At 59.3% G+C, this 22,931-nt stretch carries 22 protein-coding genes and 1 pseudogene; 8 read left to right on the forward strand and 15 right to left on the reverse strand.

The features are described from left to right. The first annotated feature begins 170 nt into the window (after positions 1-170). On the forward strand, positions 171-1,334 hold the full coding sequence (locus tag SA339_11550) for a homocysteine biosynthesis protein (GenBank protein ID MDW5563853.1): 1,164 nt from the start codon (positions 171-173) through the stop codon (positions 1,332-1,334). 2 nt (positions 1,335-1,336) lie between these two features. Beyond that, entirely contained in the window at positions 1,337-1,759 is a 423-nt protein-coding gene (locus SA339_11555; GenBank protein ID MDW5563854.1) for a 4Fe-4S binding protein, read from the forward strand. 37 nt (positions 1,760-1,796) lie between these two features. Here the strand turns inward: SA339_11555 and SA339_11560 are convergent, their stop codons facing one another. From SA339_11560 to SA339_11575, 4 genes are all read right to left on the reverse strand, one after another. Then, positions 1,797-2,879 carry an agmatine deiminase family protein gene (locus SA339_11560; protein ID MDW5563855.1) on the reverse strand — a complete coding sequence of 361 codons (1,083 nt, stop codon included), beginning with the start codon at positions 2,877-2,879 and terminating at the stop codon, positions 1,797-1,799. Positions 2,880-2,895: 16 nt separating this feature from the next. Continuing rightward, positions 2,896-3,765: a carbon-nitrogen hydrolase gene (locus SA339_11565; protein MDW5563856.1), complete on the reverse strand. Its 870-nt coding sequence runs from the start codon at positions 3,763-3,765 to the stop codon at positions 2,896-2,898. 96 nt (positions 3,766-3,861) lie between these two features. Further along, entirely contained in the window at positions 3,862-4,407 is a 546-nt protein-coding gene (locus tag SA339_11570; protein MDW5563857.1) for a HEAT repeat domain-containing protein, read from the reverse strand. A gap of 6 nt (positions 4,408-4,413) precedes the next feature. Continuing rightward, a complete protein-coding gene (locus SA339_11575) occupies positions 4,414-4,602 on the reverse strand; it encodes a hypothetical protein (protein MDW5563858.1) in 189 nt (62 codons plus the stop codon). Positions 4,603-4,710: 108 nt separating this feature from the next. On the opposite strand from SA339_11575, the gene SA339_11580 reads away from it, so the two are divergent. The 5 genes from SA339_11580 to SA339_11600 all read left to right on the forward strand — a co-directional run bounded on the left by SA339_11580 (position 4,711) and on the right by SA339_11600 (position 10,052). After that, positions 4,711-5,742, forward strand: a complete 1,032-nt coding sequence (locus SA339_11580; protein MDW5563859.1) for a zinc-binding dehydrogenase — start codon at positions 4,711-4,713, stop codon at positions 5,740-5,742. Between the two features lies 1 nt (position 5,743). Beyond that, positions 5,744-6,115, forward strand: coding sequence for a 6-carboxytetrahydropterin synthase (locus SA339_11585; protein ID MDW5563860.1), 372 nt, complete (start codon positions 5,744-5,746; stop codon positions 6,113-6,115). Continuing rightward, a complete protein-coding gene (locus tag SA339_11590) occupies positions 6,112-7,209 on the forward strand; it encodes a glycosyltransferase family 4 protein (protein MDW5563861.1) in 1,098 nt (365 codons plus the stop codon). Before SA339_11585 ends, SA339_11590 begins: the two co-directional genes overlap by 4 nt. 188 nt (positions 7,210-7,397) lie before the next feature. Continuing rightward, on the forward strand, positions 7,398-9,218 hold the full coding sequence (locus SA339_11595) for an Ig domain-containing protein (protein MDW5563862.1): 1,821 nt from the start codon (positions 7,398-7,400) through the stop codon (positions 9,216-9,218). Positions 9,219-9,353: 135 nt separating this feature from the next. After that, complete coding sequence (locus SA339_11600; protein MDW5563863.1) at positions 9,354-10,052, forward strand: CDGSH iron-sulfur domain-containing protein; 699 nt, start codon at positions 9,354-9,356, stop codon at positions 10,050-10,052. Between the two features lie 419 nt (positions 10,053-10,471). On the opposite strand, the gene SA339_11605 is transcribed toward SA339_11600, so the two are convergent. After that, on the reverse strand, positions 10,472-12,658 hold the full coding sequence (locus SA339_11605; protein ID MDW5563864.1) for a PAS domain-containing protein: 2,187 nt from the start codon (positions 12,656-12,658) through the stop codon (positions 10,472-10,474). A 231-nt stretch (positions 12,659-12,889) separates the two neighbouring features. Here SA339_11605 and SA339_11610 point away from each other — a divergent pair, with 231 nt between their 5' ends. Then, positions 12,890-13,126: a hypothetical protein gene (locus SA339_11610; protein MDW5563865.1), complete on the forward strand. Its 237-nt coding sequence runs from the start codon at positions 12,890-12,892 to the stop codon at positions 13,124-13,126. An 18-nt stretch (positions 13,127-13,144) separates the two neighbouring features. Here the strand turns inward: SA339_11610 and SA339_11615 are convergent, their stop codons facing one another. The 10 genes and pseudogenes from SA339_11615 to mttB all read right to left on the reverse strand — a co-directional run bounded on the left by SA339_11615 (position 13,145) and on the right by mttB (position 22,841). Next, positions 13,145-14,779 (reverse strand): methylamine methyltransferase corrinoid protein reductive activase, encoded by a 1,635-nt coding sequence (locus tag SA339_11615; protein MDW5563866.1) that lies wholly within the window; start codon positions 14,777-14,779, stop codon positions 13,145-13,147. Then, on the reverse strand, positions 14,776-15,627 hold the full coding sequence (gene pylD, locus SA339_11620; GenBank protein MDW5563867.1) for a 3-methylornithyl-N6-L-lysine dehydrogenase PylD: 852 nt from the start codon (positions 15,625-15,627) through the stop codon (positions 14,776-14,778). The genes SA339_11615 and pylD overlap by 4 nt, the downstream gene beginning before the upstream one ends. Continuing rightward, on the reverse strand, positions 15,624-16,796 hold the full coding sequence (gene pylC / locus SA339_11625; GenBank protein MDW5563868.1) for a 3-methylornithine--L-lysine ligase PylC: 1,173 nt from the start codon (positions 16,794-16,796) through the stop codon (positions 15,624-15,626). Before pylC ends, pylD begins: the two co-directional genes overlap by 4 nt. Beyond that, positions 16,793-17,875: a methylornithine synthase PylB gene (gene pylB, locus SA339_11630; GenBank protein MDW5563869.1), complete on the reverse strand. Its 1,083-nt coding sequence runs from the start codon at positions 17,873-17,875 to the stop codon at positions 16,793-16,795. Before pylB ends, pylC begins: the two co-directional genes overlap by 4 nt. Before the next feature lie 12 nt (positions 17,876-17,887). After that, the gene (gene pylSc / locus SA339_11635; protein ID MDW5563870.1) at positions 17,888-18,721 is read right to left on the reverse strand and encodes a pyrrolysine--tRNA(Pyl) ligase large subunit; all 834 of its coding nucleotides are present in this window, start codon (positions 18,719-18,721) and stop codon (positions 17,888-17,890) included. 338 nt (positions 18,722-19,059) lie between these two features. Next, positions 19,060-19,206, reverse strand: coding sequence for a hypothetical protein (locus tag SA339_11640; GenBank protein ID MDW5563871.1), 147 nt, complete (start codon positions 19,204-19,206; stop codon positions 19,060-19,062). A 14-nt stretch (positions 19,207-19,220) separates the two neighbouring features. Then, positions 19,221-19,523, reverse strand: a complete 303-nt coding sequence (locus tag SA339_11645; protein ID MDW5563872.1) for a hypothetical protein — start codon at positions 19,521-19,523, stop codon at positions 19,221-19,223. Continuing rightward, entirely contained in the window at positions 19,516-20,610 is a 1,095-nt protein-coding gene (locus tag SA339_11650; protein ID MDW5563873.1) for a DMT family transporter, read from the reverse strand. The genes SA339_11645 and SA339_11650 overlap by 8 nt, the downstream gene beginning before the upstream one ends. A gap of 74 nt (positions 20,611-20,684) precedes the next feature. Continuing rightward, positions 20,685-21,338, reverse strand: a complete 654-nt coding sequence (locus SA339_11655) for a B12-binding domain-containing protein (GenBank protein MDW5563874.1) — start codon at positions 21,336-21,338, stop codon at positions 20,685-20,687. Between the two features lie 12 nt (positions 21,339-21,350). Beyond that, a pseudogene (gene mttB, locus SA339_11660) lies at positions 21,351-22,841 on the reverse strand ([trimethylamine--corrinoid protein] Co-methyltransferase). Positions 22,842-22,931: the final 90 nt, after the last annotated feature.

Genomic DNA, 22,931 nt, shown 5'->3' on the forward strand with positions numbered 1-22,931 from the left:
CTATCGAGCCAGATCATCCGGGAGATGCAACCATTTAGGGCGTTATTAATCGTTCGTCGATTCTAGGTGTGCTCCTTCGAATAACAATGGTTAAATAATTTAACTATTGTTAGCAAGACCCAAGGCCGGGCATTCGAGAGAAGGAAATGGCTGGCTAAGACGGTGTAACAATGAGCAAGAGCTACGAGGAGATCAACTCGAAGATCGATTCCGGAGATGCGGTCGTGCTCACAGCAGAGGAGCTCAAGGCCGCCGTCCAGGAACATGGTGTTGAAAGGACGGCAAAGGAGGTGGACGTAGTAACCACGGGCACCTTCGGCGCCATGTGCTCCTCGGGCGCTTTCATCAACTTCGGGCATGCCGAGCCGCCGATCAAGATGACCAAGGTATGGTTGAACGACGTGCCCGCCTACACCGGCCTGGCCGCGGTGGACGCTTACATCGGGGCGACGGAGCTAAGGGATGGCGACGGGATGGAGTACGGCGGGGCCAAGGTCATCGAGGAGCTGGTCTCCGGTAAACCCGTTAAGCTCCGGGCGACTGCCTATGGCACCGATTGCTATCCGCGCAAGAGCATCGAGACCTACATCTCCCTGAGAACGGTCAACCAGGCTTTTCTCTTCAATCCGAGGAACATGTATCAGAACTACGCAGTGGCCACCAATTCCTCGGACGACCTCCTCTATACGTACATGGGCAAGCTACTGCCCCGGCATGGCAACGCCACCTTCTGCAGCGCCGGGCAGTTGTCCCCGCTGCTCAACGATCCTAAGCTGAGGACCATCGGTCTGGGGACCAGGATATTTCTCGGCGGAGGCGTGGGATACGTATCGTGGGAGGGAACGCAGTTCAAGACCAATGTGCCGGAGAAGAATGGGGTGCCGGCGGCAGCGGCGCGCGCATTGGCGGTTATCGGTGACCTCAAACAGATGTCTCCCGACTACGTTCGGGGGCTATACTTTCATAAGTACGGCTGGTCCCTGGGCCTCGGCATAGGGGTTCCCATACCAGCCCTGGACGAGGATATCGTGCGCTCGTTATCCATCACTGATGACAAGATCTTCGCTCCAGTCCTGGACTACGCAGTGCGCTCCCGTGCCCGCAAGCCGATGAAGGAGGTCAGCTATGCCCAGCTGCGCAGCGGGTCCATCGACATCAACGGCAAGGAGGTCCGCACCTCGTCCCTGTCCTCGTACCGTAAGGCCCTGGACATCACCAAGGAGCTGAAGAAGTGGATTCAGGATAAGCGGTTCCATCTCTCCCGCCCGGTCGAGCCGTTCCCCGCGGAGCAGGTGCAGCGCCCTCTCGAGATCAACTCCCGCACGGAGGCTTGAACATGGCCGAGAAGAAACTCATCCTGACCTTTTCGCCTGACCAGGTGGACTCCCCCCTCACCTTCCGCATGGCCAAGGACTACGATCTGGACATCAGCATCCTGAGGGCCGAGGTGAACGAGCGAGGAGGGAAGCTCATCCTCTCCCTGAAGGGCACCGAGGACAGCATACTCAAGGCCATCGCCTTCCTGGAGGACAACAAGGTTCAGGTGGGCGAGGTCGCCCGGTTCGTGATCCGGGACGAATCAAGGTGCACCGACTGTTCGATGTGCATCTCCATCTGCCCGGTGCGGGCCTACAAGCTGAACAAGGCGAGCTGGAAGGTGCAGTTCGAGCAGGAGCGCTGCATCGCTTGCGGGATGTGCGTGGATGCCTGCCCGGCCATGGCCCTGGAGTGCGGCAACCACCTCACCCAAACGGTATGATCAATCTCAACGCGGCGGCCGGCCCCTTTTCTCTCCTCTAGGCCTCGCCGGCCGTCCCCTTTACCGCCGTCGGCGCCGGCTCCTGCTGGGTGACACAGTGGAATCCCCCATATCCATACACCAGGTCGCGGGCCAGGATGGGCACGGTCCGGCGGTCGGGAAAGCACTCGCCGAGCACGCGCAGTGCTTCCGCATCGTGGGGATCATCGAACACCGGGGCGAGGACGACTTCATTGCCGATGTAGAAATTGGCGTAGCTCGCGGGAAGGACCCGGTCCTCCTCGGGCAGGGGTATGGGCGCCGGCATTGGTAACCTGACGACCTTGAGCGGCCGCCCGTAGTTGTCGCGATACTCCTCGAGGATGCGCAGATTGGTGGCCAGGACCTCAGGGTTATGGCCGCCCCCTTCCTCGGAGAAGGCGCACACCACCGTCTCCGGCCCCACGAAGCGGGCGAAGTCGTCGACGTGGCCATCGGTGTCGTCGCCCTCTATGCCCGAGATCAGCCATATCACCTTGGAGATGTTGAGGTACTGCTCAAGGTAGGTCTCGATGTCCTCTCTGGTGAGCTGGGGATTGCGGTTGGGATTGAGAAGGCACTGCTCGGTGGTGAGCACGGTGCCTCGGCCATTGACATCTATGGACCCGCCTTCCAGGACTATGCCCGGCCGGAAAGTCTTCACCCTCGCCGACTGGACCACCTCCTCCCCGGCGATGTCATCGTACATGATATCGTCATACTTGCCCCCCCAGGCGTTGAACCTCCACTTCACCGCGGCCCTCCACGGGCGGTCCTTGTGGACGAGGAAGGTCGGCCCGTAATCACGGATCCACACGTCCGATGACTGGATATGGAAAAACTTCACGTTAGCCATGTGAGCGCCGGAGCCGTTCAGAAGCTCCCGCGCATGTGCTTCAGTATGGTCGTCGTTGACCAGCACCTTGACCTTCTCCCCCGGGCTGAGGGCGGCGATCATCTGGACATAGGTCCTTTCCACGCCGGGCAGCACGCCGTCAGGAAAGGTCAGGGGGTTCTTGGGCCAGGATAGCCAGGTCGCATCATGGCGTGCCCATTCTGCGGGCATGTAATAATCAAGGGACCTCGGGGTCGTCTTCTCCATCCTCATCGCTCCTTGTTCATTTCCTCTCCGCTATGTCGCGATAGCATTCCGGCCGGCGGTTGTGGAAGAAGCGCCACCCCTTCCGCACGCTCTCGCCGTGCTCCAGGTCCACGGTAGCAAGGACGATCTCTTCTCTTCCAGAGCCCCGCGCCAGGGTCCGACCGAACGCGTCGATCACGAAACTCCCACCCCAGAACTCCATCTTGTCCTCGACCCCCACACGATTGCACGCCGCCACAACCATCCCGTTGGCGATGGCGTGGCCGCGCATGACATTCTCCCAGGCCTGCTGCCAATCCCCCTCGGCTTGCTCGATCCCATTCACCGTCCCGATGGCGGTGGGGTAGAACACCATCTCCGCCCCCCTGAGGGCGTTGCACCGGGCAGCCTCCGGAAACCACTGGTCATAGCAGATCATCGGGCCGATGCACCCGCGGGTGGTGGGAAACACCTGGAATCCAGTGTCACCGGGGTCGAAGTAGCTCTGCTCGTAGAAGTCCTCGTCGTGGGGGATGTGGGTCTTGCGGTAGATGCCCAGCATCCTGCCCTCTTCGTCAAACATCGCAGCGGTATTAAAGAGACGGGGCCCGGCGCGCTCGTAGATCGACCCTCCAATGAGGACGACCCTGGCCTCGGCAGCCGCCCGGGACAGCGCCTCGGTGGTCGGCCCGGGAATGCTGTCATTATAAACACTTTCCCGCCCCAGGCCCTTTACTACGTCGTACTGCGGGAAGTAAGGGGTTGCGAACAGCTCGGGCAGGCAAACGACCTGGGCGCCCTTGTCCGATGCAGCCCCGATCATCCTTATGGCCTTGCGGAGGTTGGCCTCCGGCTCTTGCGCCATGCTCATCTGGACGAGCCCGATGGTCACCTCACGAGCACTCATGTCCTGATACCTCGTAATGCCTATGACCCAGGCGTTTATGAACTTGAGCCTCGGGCGCCGTGCCACCAGGGCACGCCCGACCCGGGATCCTGTCGTTTATTCCTCGACACCAATGGTCGTTAGGTGGTCCAGTGCGTACTGGGCGCTCCGGCGGACACTGTCGTACCGGTCGTCGAGGAGCGACCGGAGTGGTCCGATCGAGGACTGGAATCCCAACCTCAGCCGCTCCGCCAGCCGCCCCAGGGTCCAAGCGGCCATCCCTCTCACGCTGGGTATGGGATCCATCAGCAGCCGGTTGAGGTGCTCGATGCTCCCCAGGCCCCCAACCCTCATGCCGGTCAGCTCTCCGATGGCCCAGGCGGCGTTCTCCCGGACCTCGGCATCCTGGTCATGGAGCAAGTTGTTCAGCTCCTCCAGCGGCCAGAAGGTGGAGGTCTTGTTCTGGGCTAGCTTGCCCATGAGCCAGGAGGCCCGGCGTCTCGACAGATCATCGGGGACGTGCAGTACAGGTATGAGGTAGGTGACCGCCCGGGGATCGGTACAGCCCTCCCGGCATATCTTCTCCAGCTCTTCCAAGGCGTTCTCCCGGGTCTCCTCCACGAGGAGCCTTTCCATCAGGTCCAGCATATCATCGGGGGTCATGCGATCCTACTTCTTGGGCACGGGCTTCTCCACGAAGAACTCGCATCCCTCGTAGTCCCGATCCTTCTCACAGATGTCGTAGTCCTTCATCTTAAGGACGTCGTTCCTGATCCTGCGGGCCTTGCAATTGGAGCACCGCCCGTCGGCGGCGTGCCACAAGCAGTGCGCCCTAAGCCCCTGGACCTCATCGGACATGGTCCATCGAGATTGGCCTGGAGGAATATAAACGTTCGAGAAGAACGTCTGCCAGAGAACGACCGTTGCCCGATAGTTACATGACCCGGCCGCTGCCAATTGTGGGACGTGCAGAAGAACATGCGCATGTCGCTCTACTTCACCGCCCCCCGGGAGGTCATGCTGCGCCGGGAGGAGGTCCCCCCTCCCGCCCCGGGAGAGGTCCAGGTCCGTAGCCTGGTCTCGGGGATAAGCGCGGGGACGGAGATGCTGTTCTACCGTGGCCTGGTGGACGATGGGACTCCCCTTGACACCACCATCCCGTCCCTGAGAGAAGGCCTCCACCGTCCGTTCAAGTACGGCTATGCTACGGTGGGGGTGGTGGAATCGACGGGCGAGGGGGTGCCATCTGGCTGGGAGGGGAGAACGGTCTTCAGTTTCCATAGCCACGAGAGCCTGTTCAACGCCACCTTGGCCGAGGTCCTTACGGTCCCCCCGGGAATCGCAGTGGAGGATGCCGTCATGTTCCCCCCGACGGAGACCGCGCTCTCGCTGGTCATGGACGCCGCTCCCCTGGTGGGGGAGAGAGCAGTGGTGATGGGGCAGGGAGTGATCGGCCTACTAACTACTGCGGTCCTGGCGCTCATGCCGCTGTCGCGGTTGGTGACCGCCGATCTCGTTCCCTTGCGGAGGGAACGGAGCATGGGCCTGGGGGCCGATGCCAGCGTCGATCCGTCGCAGGGACCGAAAGGTTTCCAGGAGATTACCGGGCTTGGAGATCGTTCTGCGGATCTGGCGTTCGAACTCACCGGCAACCCCCAGGCCCTAGAGCTAGCGACCCACCTGTGTGGGGTGGAGGGACGGATCATCATCGGCTCGTGGTATGGGAACCAGGCATTCAGCTGTCCCCTGGGGGAGGACTTCCACCGCAAGCGCCTGCGCATCATCAGCAGTCAGGTCAGCAGGATCGGCGGAGCGTTGGCTCCTCGGTGGACCAAGGCGAGGCGGATCGAGGAAGCCTGGAGACTGGTCTCCCGTCTCCGACCTTCAGGCCTGATCACTCACCGTCTTCCCTTCGGCAAGGCTCCCTCTGCATATCGGCTCCTCGACGAGAACGCCGCCGACGCCATCCAGGTCATATTAGAATATCCGGAGGGCTGACATGTACCGCACTGGGCTCAGTGCCAGACTCACCTCCACTCATCACCTCGCCGGAGGCTCCCCGGAGGAGAGCGTGGATCACGCTCATGACTACCTCGTAGAGGTGACCGTTGCCGGTGCGGAGGTCGACGCCAAAGGGTACTTGGTGGACATCGATCTCCTGAGGTCGGCGCTGATTGCGGCCCTCCGACGGTACGAGGGCCGCTGTCTCAACGAGCTACCGGAGTTCCGATCGATGGCACCATCCCTGGAGAACCTCTCACGGGAGATCTACGACCAGCTGAGGCCCATGCTCGCTGCGGGCCGGTCCCTCGAGGTGCGGGTGTGGGAGGATCAGGAGGCTTGGGCCGGTTATGAGGGTCCGAAGGGATGAAGGCCGGCCTGGTGATCTACGGTGATCTGGAGACGCCGACCGGCGGTTACCTTTACGATCGCATGCTGGTACGGCACCTCCGCGCCAGGGGGGATCGGGTGGAGGTCATATCCATGCCCCACCGGAGGGCGGGGACGGGTTTGCTCGACAACCTCGACCCACGTCTGCTGAGGCGATTGCTGGAGTTGGATGCCGAGGTGTTGCTGGAGGACGAGCTCAACCACCCGTCCCTGTGTCTGCTCAACGAGCGCTTCCGCCGATCCTCGGAAATGCCCATAATCCCCATCGTGCACCACCTCTCATGGGTGGCAGAGAGGAACCCATGCCGGGCGGCCCGTTCCCGTATCCTGGAGCAGAGGTACCTGCGAACGGCCGACGGGTTCATTTTCAACAGCTGGGCCACGAGATGTTCGGTGCTGGAGCTAGTCCCTGGAGCAGAGGGTGCGGTCGCCCACCCGGGGAGGGACCACATCGCCCCTCTTGCCTGCTCCCGGGAGGGAAGGGAAGGCCCACTTACCGTCCTGTACCTAGGCAACATTATGCCACACAAGGGGCTCGACGTCTTGGTCCGGGCGATAGCCAAGCTCCCCCGGTCCGCGGTCCGCCTGGACGTCGTAGGGGCGGCCCTGGACACGGAGTACCTGCTGTCGGTCGGGCACGTGGTGGCGGCGGAGGGTCTGGGCGAGGTTGTGCGTTTCCACGGGCGCCTGGCCGAAAAGGAGAAGGTCGAGATGATGTGTTCGGCGGACGTCCTGGTCATGCCTTCCTATCACGAAGGGTACGGGCTGGTGATCGTGGAGGCCATGGCTGCCGGGCTACCGGTCATCGCCCCCGCTTCGGGTGGGGCGCGGGAGATAATATCTGATAGAAGGGAAGGCTTCCTGTGCGAGGGAGGGGATGAGGAAGGGATTGCCGGCAATCTACGTGCACTGATCAATCCCTCCCTGCGAGCCGAGATGTCGGCCTGCGCGAGGGCGAGGTTTGAGCATCTGCCGACATGGGAAACGGAGATGGAACGGGCCCGGGCTTACCTTGAGCGGATCGTCGGACAAAGTCCAAAAAATGTCGGACGAAACGGCAGATATTATCATTAATGAGCACTGATAATGACCCCTCTCATACGCACCTCTGGCTTATTTTTTCGCCTATCGAGGTCATTATTAAAATTAATATTTATCAAATAAAATACTGAGAAACATATTTTAGAGATTGAAAAGAAACGTTCAAGTACCCTACGTCCCGCTCGTCGGAATAGTAATCGCGTGAGGAAAGGTTGATTAAAATGAATCACAAGCTAGCGGTAGCTCTGGCGATAATGGCCCTGTTACTGCCTGGGATGATCATAATCTGCGACGCTCCGTCTGCCTCGGCGGCGACCACCTATGGTCGGGTCAGCGTGTCGGGCACGCAGATACTCATTAACGGGGAGGCAACCTCCCAAAAGTTCTTTGGACAGGTGGAGACCACGGCCCTCCAATATGCGATCCTCGCCTACATCAACGGGGAGACCGCTGTTGCCGGCAAGACCTCGCACCTCAATGGGCCGGACACCTCCAACCAGGGCTACATACCCTACCACGAGACCGCCGAGCAGTTCTGGCACCAGTACTTCGCCATCACCGCCTACTATGACTGCAACATGGTCCGCATAGGCGCGGGCGACAAGTGGGGGTCTTCACTCCAGTATGAGGCGTGGCTCTACCACCATGATGAGTACATTACCCTCCTGAAGACCATGTGCGCCGAGGCTGAGGAGCACGGCGTGTGGCTGTGCTTCGTGCTGGCCGGGTCGCAGGAATATCCTACCTACACCTACGGCGGCAGCGGGTCGGTGTTCGATACCACCTCCACCGCCTACGCCAACTACATCGCCTACGCCAAGGACACCATGAAGGCCCTTGATGGCCAGAACGCCATCTTCATGTATGATGTGTTCAACGAGCCCGATCACGACCTGGTCGCCACCAACTACTGGAGCAGCCACGGTGGCAAGACCGCGTTCAACACCTGGGCCAAGGCGGTCGCTGCGGCTACCGCTGGTGCTAGCACCCACCCCAGGACCATGGGCGTCGCCGGTCTCGGCAAGATGTTCTCGTGGGGCCAGAGCGACTTCAACCTCGCCACTGGTAACTGCGGGTTCGAAATCCTTCACCGCCACTACTACGCCTCGGCCACCGGATCCTCGAACACCTACCTGTTCAGCGACCCCCAGGCGTGGGCCAACGCGGCGGGCAAGCCCCTGTACTGGGGTGAGCTCGGCTACAATGGCGTGTATCCGCTCACCAGGTACGCCTTCGGTGAGCAGAGCATCTACAACGCCGGCGGGCAGATGATCGGCACCATGGTGCTGACCGGGACCGCGAAATACCCGTACACCGGCGGGCTGCTCCCCGATCCGGTGACCACTTCGACCCCGGCGGAGCTCAAGTTCACCTCCGCCCCGTCGACCAGTGTCCAGGCTGGCTCGCTTTACACCTATGGTGTCACGACCTCCCTGACCACCACCGTTTCCCTGACCACCAGCGCTAACTTCCTGTCGGTCAGCGGAGACACGATCTCCGGCACCCCTGCCCAGGCTGGAACCTACTACGTGAAGGTCACCGCGACCTCCGCGGACAGCAGGACGATAACCCAGGAGTACACCCTGACGGTGACCGCGGCTCCCGCGAAGACCGATGACAACACCTCCGGGAACAACGGCACGGTGACCCCGGGCGAAGACACCAACACCGGTGCCAATACCACTGGGACCTCGAACCAGACCTCCAGCCCCACTCAGACCACGGGCACCAACGGTACCTCTGCCGGAAGCAATTCCAGCAGCTCCACGACCAACAATACCGCCTCCAGCAGCACCGATACCCGGACCGTGTCGTCCTGGCGCTCCAACTGGCTGAGGAACCTGTTCAGCTGGGTCAACTGGCCGATCATAGGTTCCTCGTCGGTGGCTAATCCGGTCACGGTGGAGTCGACCTCCTTCGCCTCGTCCAACGCCTATGTGATGGGCGGGTCCTCCGGAGAGAACTCCCTGGCCATGATCTCCCTGGCAGCTACCGGGGCCCTGGCCGGTGTGTACCTGTGGGTGTCTAGGAAGATGAACTGAGGACGATCGAAAAGATCGCCCTTGATATCCTCACGCCAAACCCTTTCAAAACCCCTTCTTTATCCTTTTTACTTGTTGATTGGAAAACAATATCATCTTACCACGCCCCTGCTAGACGGGGGCAATAGCTCAACCATGGTCGCAAGCAAGAACGCCAAGATTCAGGTCTGCAAGGACGGCCCATACCTTGTATCGGGCCGCATTCCGTTGGTCCGCGAGGAGATCGTGCGCGGTCCAGACGGGAACCCGCGAGAATGGAAAAAGGTCGCCGACCTGACCGATCAGGAGAACTACGCTCTCTGCCGGTGCGGAAGATCGAACGATCCGCCCTACTGTGACGGTTCGCACCTTGCCGGGTTCGACGGGACGGAGACGGCGGTGCGCCGGACGCGGGCCGAGGAACCCAAGTTAGTCAAGGGTCCAGGAGTGGACCTGGACCCTAATGCCGCGCCCTGCGCCAGAGCTCAGTTCTGCCATCGCGGCGGGGGGATAGGTAAGCTGGTCTCCGAGTCGGGGGAAGAGGACAAGAGGGGGTTGGCGGTGGAGGTGGCTGGACAGTGCCCAGCGGGACGTCTGGTCGTATACGACAAGGCAACGGGAAAGCCCATCGAGCCGGTCTTCGAGAGGGAGATCAGCGTTACCGAGGACCCCATGCGCGGAGTCAGCGGCCCCCTGTGGGTCAAGGGCGGGGTGATAATCGAGGGCGCCGACGGGGAGCCCTATATCGTGAGAAACCGGGTGGCGCTGTGCCGCTGTGGGCAGTCCAAGCGGATGCCTCTGTGTGATGGCACCCACATCGACATCAAGTTCGACCGTATGGGTGACCGAAAGTGATCATGCTGCAAACAATGGTGTCGTGACTCCGTAGCCGTCCCCGGCCACATGGTTCCAAGCAGCATAAAAAGAAGAGGGGGTGGGCCCCCACCAATGCCATTGCCGCTGGGCTGCACCGATCCCGCACCGGTCACGGTGAAGGTGGTGCACAGCTCGTACTTGTCAGGTCTCGCTGACCGACCCTCTGACATCTGCCTTGTGCGAGGCGTTGCTGTCCAGCTCGGGTGAGCTGTACACGAAGGTGGTGCAGCTGTTCAGGACCTTGAAGGCCACCCCGGATTCTCCGATCCATCGACCACGTACACCAAGGGGCCCTTGCTGAGGGCGGCCTCACCGTCATTACGAAGCGCACCTGGCCGTCCGTCGATGTTGATCCATCTACTTCGTCCAATGCCGTCGATGCACCGTTTCGGGGTCGTTCACGAGCTGTTCTTCTCGATGAGGCTCAGGTAGTTATTGATGGACTTGAGCGACTCCCTCAGCTCGTTTGACGTTACATATGCGAACCTCTGAAGGTCAGCGTTGAACTGTGCTAGGTCCCTGGTCTGTTTCTCCAGCCGGTTCTCAATCTCTTTCTGATGGGATATGTCCGTGAAGATTGCCACCGCTCCGATGATATTCCCATCCTTGCCGATGACCGGAGAGGCGCTGGTGAGGACGGTAATCAGACCCCCGTCCCTCTGCCGAACCACCGATTGGTGATTGCTCACCGTCCTTCTTTCCCGGAGCGCAATGGCCAGGGGATGCTCCTCCGAGTTTAGGGGAGCGCAGCTGTCGGGGTCGAGAAATCCCCATCGGGAGTATCCTTCGATGGATGAGGGCATCTCCTCGTTCTGGAGAAGCATCCTCTTCAGCTCGTTGTTGCAGTTTACGATCCGGCCCCGGGGCCCCTCGGCGATGGCCACACCCGCGGGCATCTGATTGATGATCGCTTCCAGATTGGCCTTGGCCGCCTCCAACTTTCGCTCAAGCGCCTTCATCTCGGTGATGTCCTGGTCGATCTCCACCGCTCCGATGATCTCGCCATTGCAGTTGCGGATGGGGGCGGCCGAGTTGATGATGGTGCCCTCTCGACCGTCGAAGCTACGGTAATCGATCACTTCCCCGATGGTGGTCTCCCCCCGCCTAACGGCCTTCGCCAGCGGCCAATCGTCCGTCGTCAGCCGCACCCCGGTCGTGGGCCATGTGGCGTTATAATCTCCATACTCTTCGATGTCTCGGGGCAGGGGGTTCTGCCCCCATATCCTGGATCCCATCCCGTTGATCTCCAGGATCCGGCCGTCCGCATCACTGATATATACTCCCACGGGGACCGAGTCCAATAGGGTCTTCACTCTGTACTGCTCCTCGCGGATGGCATGGATCAGCCTGGCGTTCTTCCGGTTAGTCACTCCCCACTCGGTGATATCGATGAGGTGGACGAGAACGTCAGGGTCCCTCCTGCCGCTGGGTACCGGTGAGAAGACGATCTGCCAGTCCCTGAAATTGCCTCGTTCGTCCGGCCTATGGATCGTTCCGACGGTCATCGCCCCACTGGAAGCCACAGTCCGTTCGAGCACTTTTTCAAGGGGGGTGCCATTGAACTCGGGACGAAGGGAGGCGTACGGCATGGACAGGATATTCGCTCCCCGGAACGCCTCGGGTACCAGGGAATCGAATTTTGGGGTTGAGCACTTCATCCTTCCTCTGACATCGATCAGGGCCGAGCACGTCTCTATGGCGCTCAGCTCTGTGCTCATGCATCCTGCCCCGCTTTCCGATCGGAGAACGTCCCGATCCTCGCTGAAGGCGATGGAGAGGATCGCCCCTATGTTCCGGAGGTGGCGCAGATTGGTGCTGGATAAGGGTTCAGGAAGGGCACGATAGGCTAGAACGAGTATGCCCCGCTCGTCCCCACCGGCGTGGATAGGTATCGCCACCACCGTGCGGACCTTCCACTCCTTGGCGAGAACGCTGTAGATCCCGCTCTCGTCCTCTTCGTTGAGAATGTGAACCTCGTTGATCGATTGTACCATTCTGGTGAGGCCTGGCCTCTCATCGAGGCGGAAGTAGTTCATCAGCGAGAGCTCATGGCCCAAGGCGAACTTTGGGCTCCATAAGCCATCCCGTCGGGTGAGAACGGCCGAGACATCGGACCTGAAAGTATCGTTGATCAATGCGAGGACCCTGGGAACAGCCTTGTCGGCCTCCGTCGGCGGCCTTAACTCGCTCACGATCTGGTCGATGCACCGATGAGCTCGTTCAGCGTCCATGCGCCCGGTGACTTCGTCAATGAAAACTATCGCCATGCCAGCCTGTCCATCCTTCTTATGGGGAACCGACCGGACCTCATAGATCCGGCCTGAGAGTGCGTCAGAGAGTTCGATCTGAGCAACGGTCTCTTCTCCTCCATCTATTGTCAATCGGGCGTTGGTCCTGATCGCCTCCACCAGCTCGGACGTTGCCAGTGTCTCCTTGAGCGGTCGGTCGATAAGAACATCTGCATCATGGCCCAGGAGATCGCGGAGGCGCGGGCTGGCATAGATAACCTTGTCGTCAGCGTCCACTACGATGCACCTGCTGGCAGCATGTGCCAGAATATCTTCTAGGAGACCACGGCCGATCATTTCTAACGCCCGGAGGAACGCGCTTCTCCGTTATTAATGCGATAGATATTTGCATCGTTGTGCATGTATTTGTAATAGAATGATTACAAAGGTCGACAGGGGATCCTCCAATGTCCCAAGAGCAAGACAATCTCGCAAATAATAGGCGGGCCGTTACCTTGACATATCTCATTTCGGAGATTTTTTGTATACATACGTAATTACTTTAACCCGATGGGCATTTCCCGGTTCATGGACAGCGATGAGAGCGACGACTCTTCGATTACCATCTCCTATCGTGTGGCCAAGGGGATAGCGGACCAGATGGACGACTACGTCAAGAGGAAGAAGTTGTTCCGTAACCGTTCTGAGTTCAGCTCGATGGCCGTCAGATATTTCCTTGAACATCTGCACGAGACCGATGAGAAGCGCATCTACACCCAGCGGATGGATGTTCAGCAGCTCTTAGAGCAAGGGAAGAAAGGGTGAGCCTGGAGGGCGGGGACCCTAACCCAAGGGCTTGGCCCTGCTGAGACGAAGAGTCTTGGTCCGGCAGACCGCCTCGCATCTCCTGCAGGCGGTCCCCGCACAAAGCTCTGATCGAATGAATGCACTTCCTACGCCCATATCATTATTCTCGATGCGAATGGCACCCTCTCGACACGCCTTCTCGCACTGCTTGCAGCTCAAACAATCATCGAGAGCGATCACCAGCTCGGTCCCAATGTCGCTCACTATGGTCACGCCCATCGGCCCCAGGTCCGGAATATCCCGTTCCATTCTCCTGGACACGTTTGCCTCCACCGGCTCCAGCGGTATGGGGGGAAGCTTATAGATCGCCAACATGTCATTGTAGGCGCTCATCGGCATCCCATAAGCCCACAGTGACAGCTCGATCGAGTAGATATTCTTGAACATCTCGGAGGTGGCGAACATGCAATGGGTAGCGCGCAGGTGGGTGGAGAACGATCTTAGCTCGTCCAATCTGGTCGGTTCCATGACCAGTTCCCTAGCCATCAGGAGGGATGTGTTGCCAACCTGGACGATGCGCTCCGCCCCCGGAGGGACCAGGCCGATGCGCTGGGCTTTACGGGCATCCACATATAGTCCGGTCGCCCCGGACATGAAGGCGGTGGAGACCTGGTCGGTCCATATTCCCGCCTTATTCATCAGCGTCAGGTAACCCGCCCGTATCGCTCCGATGGCCTTGCCCGCCTCGGATACATCGCTCTCTGATATCGTCACCCCATCCTGAAGATACAGGTTACGGGTCGGGGTCCCGATCTTCGATGAGGATACCAACCCTGTCCCAATACCGCTGGCCAGGGCTGCTATTACTCCAGTGCCGGTGATGCCCCTGGATCGTCCATGCATAATGCCCTGGGACCTCACCGAACCGTTCAAGGGATCGACCTCGTCACCCTCCTGTGCAGCAAGATCGGAGTCCAGCACGAGATTGACCCATCCGTCGCCGGCGATCATGACGTCGGAAATGGCACCAGGGGCGGCTAACATCCCCATAGCGATCTCTTGGCCTTCCAATGCCGGTCCGGCCGCAGCAGATCCGGTGAACACCTGTCCGTCGGCGACCAGGGCCATCTCCGCATTGGTGCCGTAATCGATAACCATGCACGGACGCTCCTCGTCCATGGCCCCGGTCAGCAGGAGCATGGCCAGGGCGTCCGCTCCTATCTCGTGTCCGACGGCGGGAGGGATAATGACCTCGGCAGAAGGATTCGATTTAAGTCCGAGAGCACGGGCCTGAAGGATATCCCCGTCACGCCTGGGAGGGACCACGCCGAGTCTTTCCAGCTTCCTTCGACCCGCGAAGGCCAGGTCCCGGATCTCGATGTTCTGGAACAGGGACAGCTGGAACGGGTTCCCGCACACCGCCACTCTGGAGATCCTTGAGGGGTCCACTCCCAGGTGGTCGATGAGGCGATCGACGGCCTCCATGATGATGGAATTGGCCTCGTTCTCACCGATCTCAATCGCGAAGTTGACATGGTCTATTACATTGGACCCGGGAAGGGGATGACGGACGGTGATCGCTGTGGAGACAGTCTTGCCGTCGCTGAGGTCCACGGCCTGGCCCCGGAACCCGCTCGTGCCCAGGTCCAGGGCGATGCCGACCTCGTTCATTCAAGGACCTCGGCCGGGGCTTGTTGAGGGCCGCCGATGGCATGATAGGACATCCCTGCGCTCCACGCAGCCATGACCGCCACGCCTATCTGCAGGGGATCGTGGATGATGGCCATGGCTCTTCGCTCCCCCTCCTCGTCGAAGGCATAGGGTACGCCGGGCGAGGATATGACCGCATCCTCGCAGATCCATCCACCGGGCACGGGGGCCGGGGATGCGTTGAGGATAGCCTTGGCCTGGGAGATGCCATGCCGAGCATCGAGGACTAGGGCCACCCCGAATCTTCTGCTGGCCTCCACAGCCCTGTCCCGGTCCTGCTCCAGAAGGGACACCTTGGCCCCCCGGGCCTGGAGATGCGGGATGGCATAGGACCCCACCCTCCCGGCGCCAATGACCAGCACGTCCCTGCCAGTGAGCCCGCCCAGGGCAGCCTCCAAAGCGGCACAGTAGCCCAGGGCGGTGGATCGGGTGTTATCCGCAAATCGTCCAGCACGCAGGTTCAGGGCGATGAACTCATCATCATCAGCTAGGAACACGATGTCCGCTCCCCCGGCCATCGCTTCCGCGATTCCGGCCACATCCCCCTTGGCGGTCACGAAGCCGTCCATGCCCATATGGCGAACGATGGAGCACACCGAGCGGCTGAACTCCGGGATTATGCCCTGGCCACTATCGACGGGGACCGCAGCGACCCGGAACTGGCCAAGGTCTAGGCCGTCCTGGGCATGGCCGACCGCACTGAGGGCCAGCCCCTTCAGGGTGAGCCCCGTCTTTCTCCGCAGATCGGCATCCCGCTCGCTGAGGGAGCGGAAAAGGTCATGGATGTCATTCGTGGTTAGCCTGGTCATTCATATCCCTCTGGTTGGGGGTCTGTGTATTGAGAGATGCCCTCGTTGTTGATGATGTCCTGGATGACCTTCGCGCGCTTCTCACGGGCGGCTCTGGCATCATCAGCCGAGGTGATGATGGTGGCCCTCCAGCTCTTCTTCCCCGGCTCGTAGTCGGTGATCATCTCGTCTGATCCGAACAGGCCCGGAACGATCCGCGGCCTGCTGACCTCGGCAAACCTGCCTTCCCCGCAGGATCTCATGATGCCGTCATCGACCGAGATGTGCTCGTAGAACGCGGCCTTCGCCCCGTCTCTCGAGGGTTTTTCCAACGCCTCTCCGAGGCTCATCTTCACGAGCATGTCCACCATATTGATGCCATGGGAGTGGAAGACTGCCGTAGGAGTCTGGCTAGGTATCCGTGCATCGATCTCCAGAACCCTTGGTACACCATTGACGACGATCGCCTCGACATCCATTATGCCCCGCAGTCCCAGCGCCTGGGCCATGGTCCGCGAAGCGTCGATCAGCACCGGTTCCGCACCGCCGTCCCTGGCCTCCCAAGGGGAGCCCACCATCTTGCAGTCGTAGGCGTCATCGAGGAAGACCTCCGTTGTGACCAGGGGAATGAAGTTAGTACCATCGCCGATGACTTCGATAGACACTGATGGCCCGTCCAGGAACTCTTCGATCACCACTTCGTCGCCACGCCCCTCGATCTTCTCCACCCCGGAGACCATCGTCCGATGGTCTGTGGCCCGGGTCACACCATCGCTCCCCGATCCTCCACTTGGTTTGACCACGACCGGGTACCCGCATTCCGGCCAGGTCCTGGGCTGAGGGATGCCCAGCCTCTTCATGAACTGGTTGGACCTAATCTTTGATGATGAAAGCAGATAGGCATCGATATCAAAGATCAGCGGTACGTCCGTACAAGAGAGCATGTTGGTGAGGCCCACCAGGGTATCGAGGTTCTCATTGGCCGGAAGGACCGCGTCACAATCCGTGAGCAGATCGATCGTGCGTTTCCTCTCCATTGTCGTATCGATGACCACGCCCTCGTCCGCCAGGGCCAAGGCTGGAGCTTTCGGGTCCCTGTCCAGTACCACCACCTTCATCCCAGCCTTCTTGGCCAGGTACGCGGCTTCCATGCCCTGGAGCTTACCACCGACTACGCCAAGGGTGGTCACGTCGGCACCTCGCATCTCAATGTACGCTTCCACCCTTCGATCAGTTCCTCATACTGTGAGGTCGAACCGACCTTGATGTCAAGGTCCTCGAGCATCCCCTCGATGCTCTGAGCCGATCGTCCGCCGGTATTTATGTCCAGGTCATGCTGAGCGACACCGGCCAGCCCCTCAGACGGAGGGATGATCGAGGTGATCACGTTGGCTCCGGCGTCCAGACGGGGCTGGAGCCCCCTGATCCCCTCGATGTCCAGGGAGGCGGGGATGAGCTTGTCCTGATGGACCAGCCTCATGACTGCTAGGGTGACCAGCTCCTCCGTGTACGAGGATGAGGGAATCGACCACATCGGAGTATTAGCTTGAGGGACGAAGGTCATGGCCCGGACCTGGCGCACTCCCTGATTGCCCATTATCTGGATGGAGTCGGCTCGATCGCGCAGGGACTCCCCAACTCCGATCATTATGCCCTCTTCGGCGAGCATCCCCGCATCCTGCGCCCACAGTTTCTGATTATATCTGAAGGAATAGTCCTGGTCCGGCCTCAGCTTGACGAACAGATCGCGATTGTGTGTCTCCTGATAACAAGCGAACCAATCCACACCCGCCTCTCTGAGGGGTTCGAACATGCTCTTGGGCATCACGCCGGGGGAGGCCATGAGTGGAACATCGACCGCCTCGTTCACTGCTCCAATAATATCAAGAAGGGCGTGCCTCCGACCTTCCGAGCGATACAGAGGGTCTTCGCCCATGGTCAGGTCGATCAGATGCACCCCAGCATCTTCCAGCGATGTCGCCAGCGCGATAATTTCGTCCTTCGTCTTGCGGTACCTGACGCTCTCTTGGTTCGAGCTTCGGTAGAAGCAGAACGAGCAATCGTTGTGGCAGTAGGTCGAGAAGTAGACGAATCCATACAGGAACACCTGGTCCCCGAAGCTCCTCCGACGGATGGCCTTGGCCACCCGGAACAGCTCCTTGAGGTCGTCGCCCTCCCCGACCGACAACAGTCCCTGGATGTCCATGTTGGAGAGCGGTTCTCGGTCCCATGCCCTCTTCAGAATATCGTCCAGATCATTATCCTTCAAACATCTCACCTGCTAGACATCGATGCGTGCGCCGTTAAGGTAGATCAGGCTCCGGCCCACCTTCTTGATGTTCCTCTCTCCCCTCTGGAGCATGGCGATGCGCTCGAGGCCGAAACCGATACCCGCCCAGGGATCGGTGATGCCGTGGGCCTCGTCCATCGGCAGGGGACCGACAGCGCCTGAGGCCAGCTCGACCCCGTTGACCTCGACGTCCAAAGTCTTCCCGTACACCTCCGATTCGGTGACCACCAGCTCGTAGTCCAAGTGGACGGCACCCATGACTGCCTCAGCATGCTCCCTTAGGCGGTCCATGGCATCGCCATCAGGCCCCAGCTCTACCAAGTTGAGCATGGTGAACTCCTCGAGGTGGTTGGACCCCCGCGATTCCTTGCGAAAGCACGGTCCGATTTCGAAGAGCCTCATCGGCAGGGGGATGCTGCGCTTTAGATGCCTCATCAGGAAGTAGAGGTTAGGCGCCAGCATCGGCCTCAGGCATTTTTTCGAACCTACCCAGAACACTTGATCGAGGAGAGGATGCCCATCGGCTATGCCCATCTTGGTCAGCGAAACCCCAGATATGATCATGGGAGTTTTGACCTCGACGAAACCGCGTTGGTTCAGGACCTTGGCCAGTTCATCCTCTAGGGACGCAACGGGGTTCCGTGCGGGTGTCTCGGCGATCGCCCGAATGGCGGTCCGGTTCTCGCTCTGGAGGGCAGCGACACGATCCTGGAAGGAATGGTCTCTCTCCTCCGCCGATACGAAGTGGGCAAGATCGTCCGGCTCGCCCCCCATCTCCCGTATGCGTTGGAACTGTGATGCTGTGTACTCCATCATATCGACCATCGGCTAGGGTTTGAGTGGCGAAGTGCCCGGGAGTCGAACCCGGCTGCCGTGGCTGTAGAGGCCTGGTGGTCACCGAACCAACACTCCTTACGCCCTTGCCATCGGAGGATTGTTCAGCTCAGCTATAATTCTTTGCTTTTTGTATTCATATGTAATAAAACTAAAGCATTTAATAGACAAATTAGTGACCAGTGTTATTTTATGCAATATTTTCCTCTCCCCAATATTGCGCCCTCATGTGCGCATCACACCAAAGCTGATTCGTTCCAGGCATTCCGGGCAGTCGATCGTTTTAAAAAAAGGTGGTTGGAAAGGGGTTTATTGCCTGTAGCGTAGGGTCAGAACTTGGACGCGAACGTCCGGGCCTGCCAAAGGGCAAGGGCGGCGACTATCAGGATGACGACGATGTACGCTATGTCCGAGGCCGGTATTATGCCGCTCGCAAAGTATTGGTTGTATGCCGCCTGGGCTACTTCGGATTGCATTTTTTCCCTCCTTATCATATTCCTGCGAAGCAGGACTCCTTCGCCCTCAGTATTCCGAAATCCGTAATCACGTACTTGTGGAGCAAAGCGCCCTTTTTATAGGTGCCATCATCCTGCTTGACGTCGACCTCCTTCAGCATACCTCCAGCAGCCAGCTCGATGATGTCGAAGTTGATCGAATCCCGTGCGTAGGCGCTCTTCGCCTCATATTCGGACTGGATGGTCTTGACGATGTCGCTGTTCCAATGGGTCTTGCCGTCCGAGCATATCTCAAGGATGCGGAACTTGATCGGTCGGTTGCGAGCCGTATCACTCACCTCTTAGGGATTGGAGTTCCAGGCTCTCCTCCGTGAACATCACCAAACTGCCTGCTACGCACAGGATACCGCCGAGGAGGATCGTCCACTCCGGGGCCTGCCCGACGAACAGGAAGATGAATATCACCGCGAATAGGCCGTACAGGTTACCGATACCCTGTCCTCTGCCCACTCCAATCAGGGGGAAGGACTTGTACCACGCGACATAGCAGAAACCGAACGTGATGCCTGCCATTATCAACACGCCCATGACCAGGGGATCGAACACCTGGGCAGCGTAAGTGTACAGGGGGAACCCGGCCAGAGCGAGGATGGGGATGATGATGACCCACCAGATGATGTTCTCACCGAGGAACCTAAGGGTGATGCCGATGTCCGGTTCGGAGATATCCAGTCCCTTGCTGGCGATGGCTCCTTCGATGCCCCAGCCGCACGCTGCCATGATGCCGCCGACGTATCCCCAGAAGGACCCGCCCCCGTTGGCTATATCGTTGAGCAGGCCTCCTGCATAGATCGTGAAGCCACCAAGAATGATGATCACGATCCCCATCATTGCCCGCTTGGAGATCTTCTGGCCAAGCCAATAGTATGACAGCGCCGAACCGACCACCGGGTACAACAGGGCTGCCACCGCGGCGAATGAGGCGCCCACGAAGCCCATGGCGATGAACGATCCAAGGATTGCCACCGGGCCCCCGAAGATCGAAGCTAAAAAGAACCACTTCGTGCACGGGCGCATCTCCCTAAGAGTCCTGCCCATCTCTCTAAACTTGCCAAGAGCCCCGTTCCATATCATCAGAGCAATGATGACGGTGAGGGCGTTGAAAGCCGAGATGAGCACTGCGGTGACGATCAGGGCAGTGGTCTCCCCGTCGGTAATCGACATCGCCGCCAGCATGTCATCGAATGGGTTCAGTACCCAAAGAGCATTTCCAGGGATGTACCAGAGGCCCCAAAGGATGGCGCAGAACAAAGCCATCATGTATCCTATTCGAATTCTTTTTTTGTGTTCGTTCTGCCTTAGTGCCTCGAGATCGACCCCACCGACCTTTTTCACATTAGCGTTACCTATTACATTTGTATCCAAGACCTCTCCTCCGCATGATTTTTAAATAAATTAACGACCAGGTGCACGGGTGTGCACCTGGAAAGGAAAAACGTTCAGGACAGAGCGACCTTCAATTTGCCTATAGCATCCGATGCGTTCTCGGCATAGATGTCGGCACCTATGTGCGTCGCCCAGTCCTTGGTTACGGGTGCTCCACCGACCATGGTCTTGACCTTATCGCGCATCCCCTCCTCCTTGAGGAGATCCTCGATCTTGATCTGATTGACCATGGTGCTGGTCATTAGTGCGGAGGAGCCTATGATATTGGCATTGTTCTTCTGGGCCGCAGTGATAAAGTCCTTCACAGGAACATCCCTGCCGATGTTGTGCACATTGTAGCCCGCGATCTTTAGCATGATAGCTACGATGTCCTTCCCGATGCAGTGGATGTCACCTTCGATGGTCCCAATGATCACCGTACCCAGCCCAGGGCCTTCCTTGACTCCCATTTTCTCCAGGTATGGCGTCAATACGTTGATGCCCGCGGTCATGGTCTCCGATGCGGCGATGACATGCGGCAGGAATAGCTGCTTGGCCCCATACTTGTCGCCGACCTCGTTCATAGCCTTGGTGAAGCCGTTCTGAATGATCTCCACCGGGTTGACGCCCGCCTTAATCGCTTCGTTGGCCGCCTCGACGGCGGCATCCTGATCGTACTCCAGGACCGCTTTCCTGGCCATTTCAATGATTGCTTCTTTTGTTGCCATTGTGACCACCCTTCAGTGCTGCCCCTTGAACGCCTTGTCTCCTCTCTCCACGATGGCCTTGAGGTCCTTCACGATGTCAGCGTCGATCGGCGGCACGACGTGGGTCTTCATGATCTGGACAACCTTATCATGGGCCGCGGCGGCCATGTCCTTGCTGCCAGCGATCATCCAGTCCCCGATCATGTCACGGTTGATCACCATGGGGTCAGAGGGTAGGTCGATGTTCGCCATCGTCGTCTTGTGGCCAAGAAAGTTGTTACCAATGCCCACCTTCCTGATGGCCTCCACGCCCAGAGTCTCCTCGGTAACCGGGATTCCCTGCATGACCTTCTTGGTCATGCTGACGATGTCGTTGTCTATCACTAGCTGTTCCATAGAGAACGTCATGCCAAGCTCCAGCATGCCAGCACCATAGATGGTGTTGGCACCTGCGATGGCGGGGAGAAGATTGGTCATGGTCTTCTCGTGACCCGCCTGCGCATCAGGGAGCTTGGCATCAGCCTATATGCCAGCTACATACGTCGGCAGCCCGTAGTACTGCCCTAGTTTCGCCACCGCGCTGCTGATCATGCCGAGCTCGGGAGAGCCGACCGGGGCGGTGCCTCTCTTCACGTCGAAGGTAGTGGTGGAGCTACCGTACCAGACCGGGGACCCGGGGACCGTCAGCTGGGACAGGGTAATGCCCGCCAGAACCTCGGCGTTGTGGGTGACCAGAGTTCCCGCCAGGAATATGGGGGCGGAACCTCCGGACATGGCCATGCTTAGGACGTTCGTAGGTATGCTGTAGCGAGCGCCCTTGATGATGACCTGGCAAGCGTTGCTGCTCAGCTCCAACGGGCTCGTTGGGCAAAGGAGCATGGAGAAGATCGGCTTCTTGCGAGCCTCCTCCTCATCGCCGCCGTAGTAGGCCTTGGCCATGTCGAAGTAATACTCCACGTTCTCTCCGACCGGATCGATGTGGTGGAAGTGCTTGGTCGTGTTCATGATCGAGGTGTACATCTCGTGAACATCTTCCTTGCCGTTCCCCGCCCAATCTCTGGCCGATACTGCTAGGGAGAAGTAATCGATGTTCTCGGCCCAGTCGACCAGCTTCGCTGTGTTCGCCAGGTCCTTATCCGTCGAGTCGACGGTCTGGTACTGGCCCTTGCTGATGTAGTTGCACATCTTGATGCCGGTACCGAAGCAGGTCCAGTGCACCTTGCCGAGGTGCTCCTGTATCAGCTTGTTCTTCTTATCGCGCCCATAGAGGGTGAACCTGGAGGGGGCGGTCATCAGGGCTCTTCTTACGAGGTACTGAGGGATCTTGACCACATGGGTCTTCTCATCGACTTCGCAGCCCGCATCCTTGAAGATCTTCCGGGCCTCGGCATCCGAAACCTGGATACCGGGGTCCTGTAGGATCTCCATGGTGGCATAGTCGATGGCCCTGAGTCCTTCTGAAGAGAAGAGCTCTAAACTGACCCCATCCAGAATCTGCCTTCCTGGATAGTAGTGCTGAGCCATTTTACATCCTCCTGCATGCTTATGTATGCAGTAATAACTGATATGCCTACTATTTATTTAAAAATATGGTCTATTGTCTACAAACAAGCA

Source organism: Methanomassiliicoccus sp. (genome assembly GCA_033485155.1).
GTDB lineage: Archaea > Thermoplasmatota > Thermoplasmata > Methanomassiliicoccales > Methanomassiliicoccaceae > UBA6.

Coding starts and splice junctions, on each gene's coding strand:
- SA339_11550 (MDW5563853.1), top strand. CDS start 171: ATGAGCAAGAGCTACGAGGAGATCAACTCGAAGATCGATTCCGGAGAT.
- SA339_11555 (MDW5563854.1), top strand. CDS start 1,337: ATGGCCGAGAAGAAACTCATCCTGACCTTTTCGCCTGACCAGGTGGAC.
- SA339_11560 (MDW5563855.1), bottom strand. CDS start 2,879: ATGGAGAAGACGACCCCGAGGTCCCTTGATTATTACATGCCCGCAGAA.
- SA339_11565 (MDW5563856.1), bottom strand. CDS start 3,765: ATGAGTGCTCGTGAGGTGACCATCGGGCTCGTCCAGATGAGCATGGCG.
- SA339_11570 (MDW5563857.1), bottom strand. CDS start 4,407: ATGACCCCCGATGATATGCTGGACCTGATGGAAAGGCTCCTCGTGGAG.
- SA339_11575 (MDW5563858.1), bottom strand. CDS start 4,602: ATGTCCGATGAGGTCCAGGGGCTTAGGGCGCACTGCTTGTGGCACGCC.
- SA339_11585 (MDW5563860.1), top strand. CDS start 5,744: ATGTACCGCACTGGGCTCAGTGCCAGACTCACCTCCACTCATCACCTC.
- SA339_11590 (MDW5563861.1), top strand. CDS start 6,112: ATGAAGGCCGGCCTGGTGATCTACGGTGATCTGGAGACGCCGACCGGC.
- SA339_11595 (MDW5563862.1), top strand. CDS start 7,398: ATGAATCACAAGCTAGCGGTAGCTCTGGCGATAATGGCCCTGTTACTG.
- SA339_11600 (MDW5563863.1), top strand. CDS start 9,354: ATGGTCGCAAGCAAGAACGCCAAGATTCAGGTCTGCAAGGACGGCCCA.
- SA339_11605 (MDW5563864.1), bottom strand. CDS start 12,658: ATGATCGGCCGTGGTCTCCTAGAAGATATTCTGGCACATGCTGCCAGC.
- SA339_11610 (MDW5563865.1), top strand. CDS start 12,890: ATGGACAGCGATGAGAGCGACGACTCTTCGATTACCATCTCCTATCGT.
- SA339_11615 (MDW5563866.1), bottom strand. CDS start 14,779: ATGAACGAGGTCGGCATCGCCCTGGACCTGGGCACGAGCGGGTTCCGG.
- pylD (MDW5563867.1), bottom strand. CDS start 15,627: ATGACCAGGCTAACCACGAATGACATCCATGACCTTTTCCGCTCCCTC.
- pylSc (MDW5563870.1), bottom strand. CDS start 18,721: ATGGTCGATATGATGGAGTACACAGCATCACAGTTCCAACGCATACGG.
- SA339_11640 (MDW5563871.1), bottom strand. CDS start 19,206: ATGCAATCCGAAGTAGCCCAGGCGGCATACAACCAATACTTTGCGAGC.
- SA339_11655 (MDW5563874.1), bottom strand. CDS start 21,338: ATGGCAACAAAAGAAGCAATCATTGAAATGGCCAGGAAAGCGGTCCTG.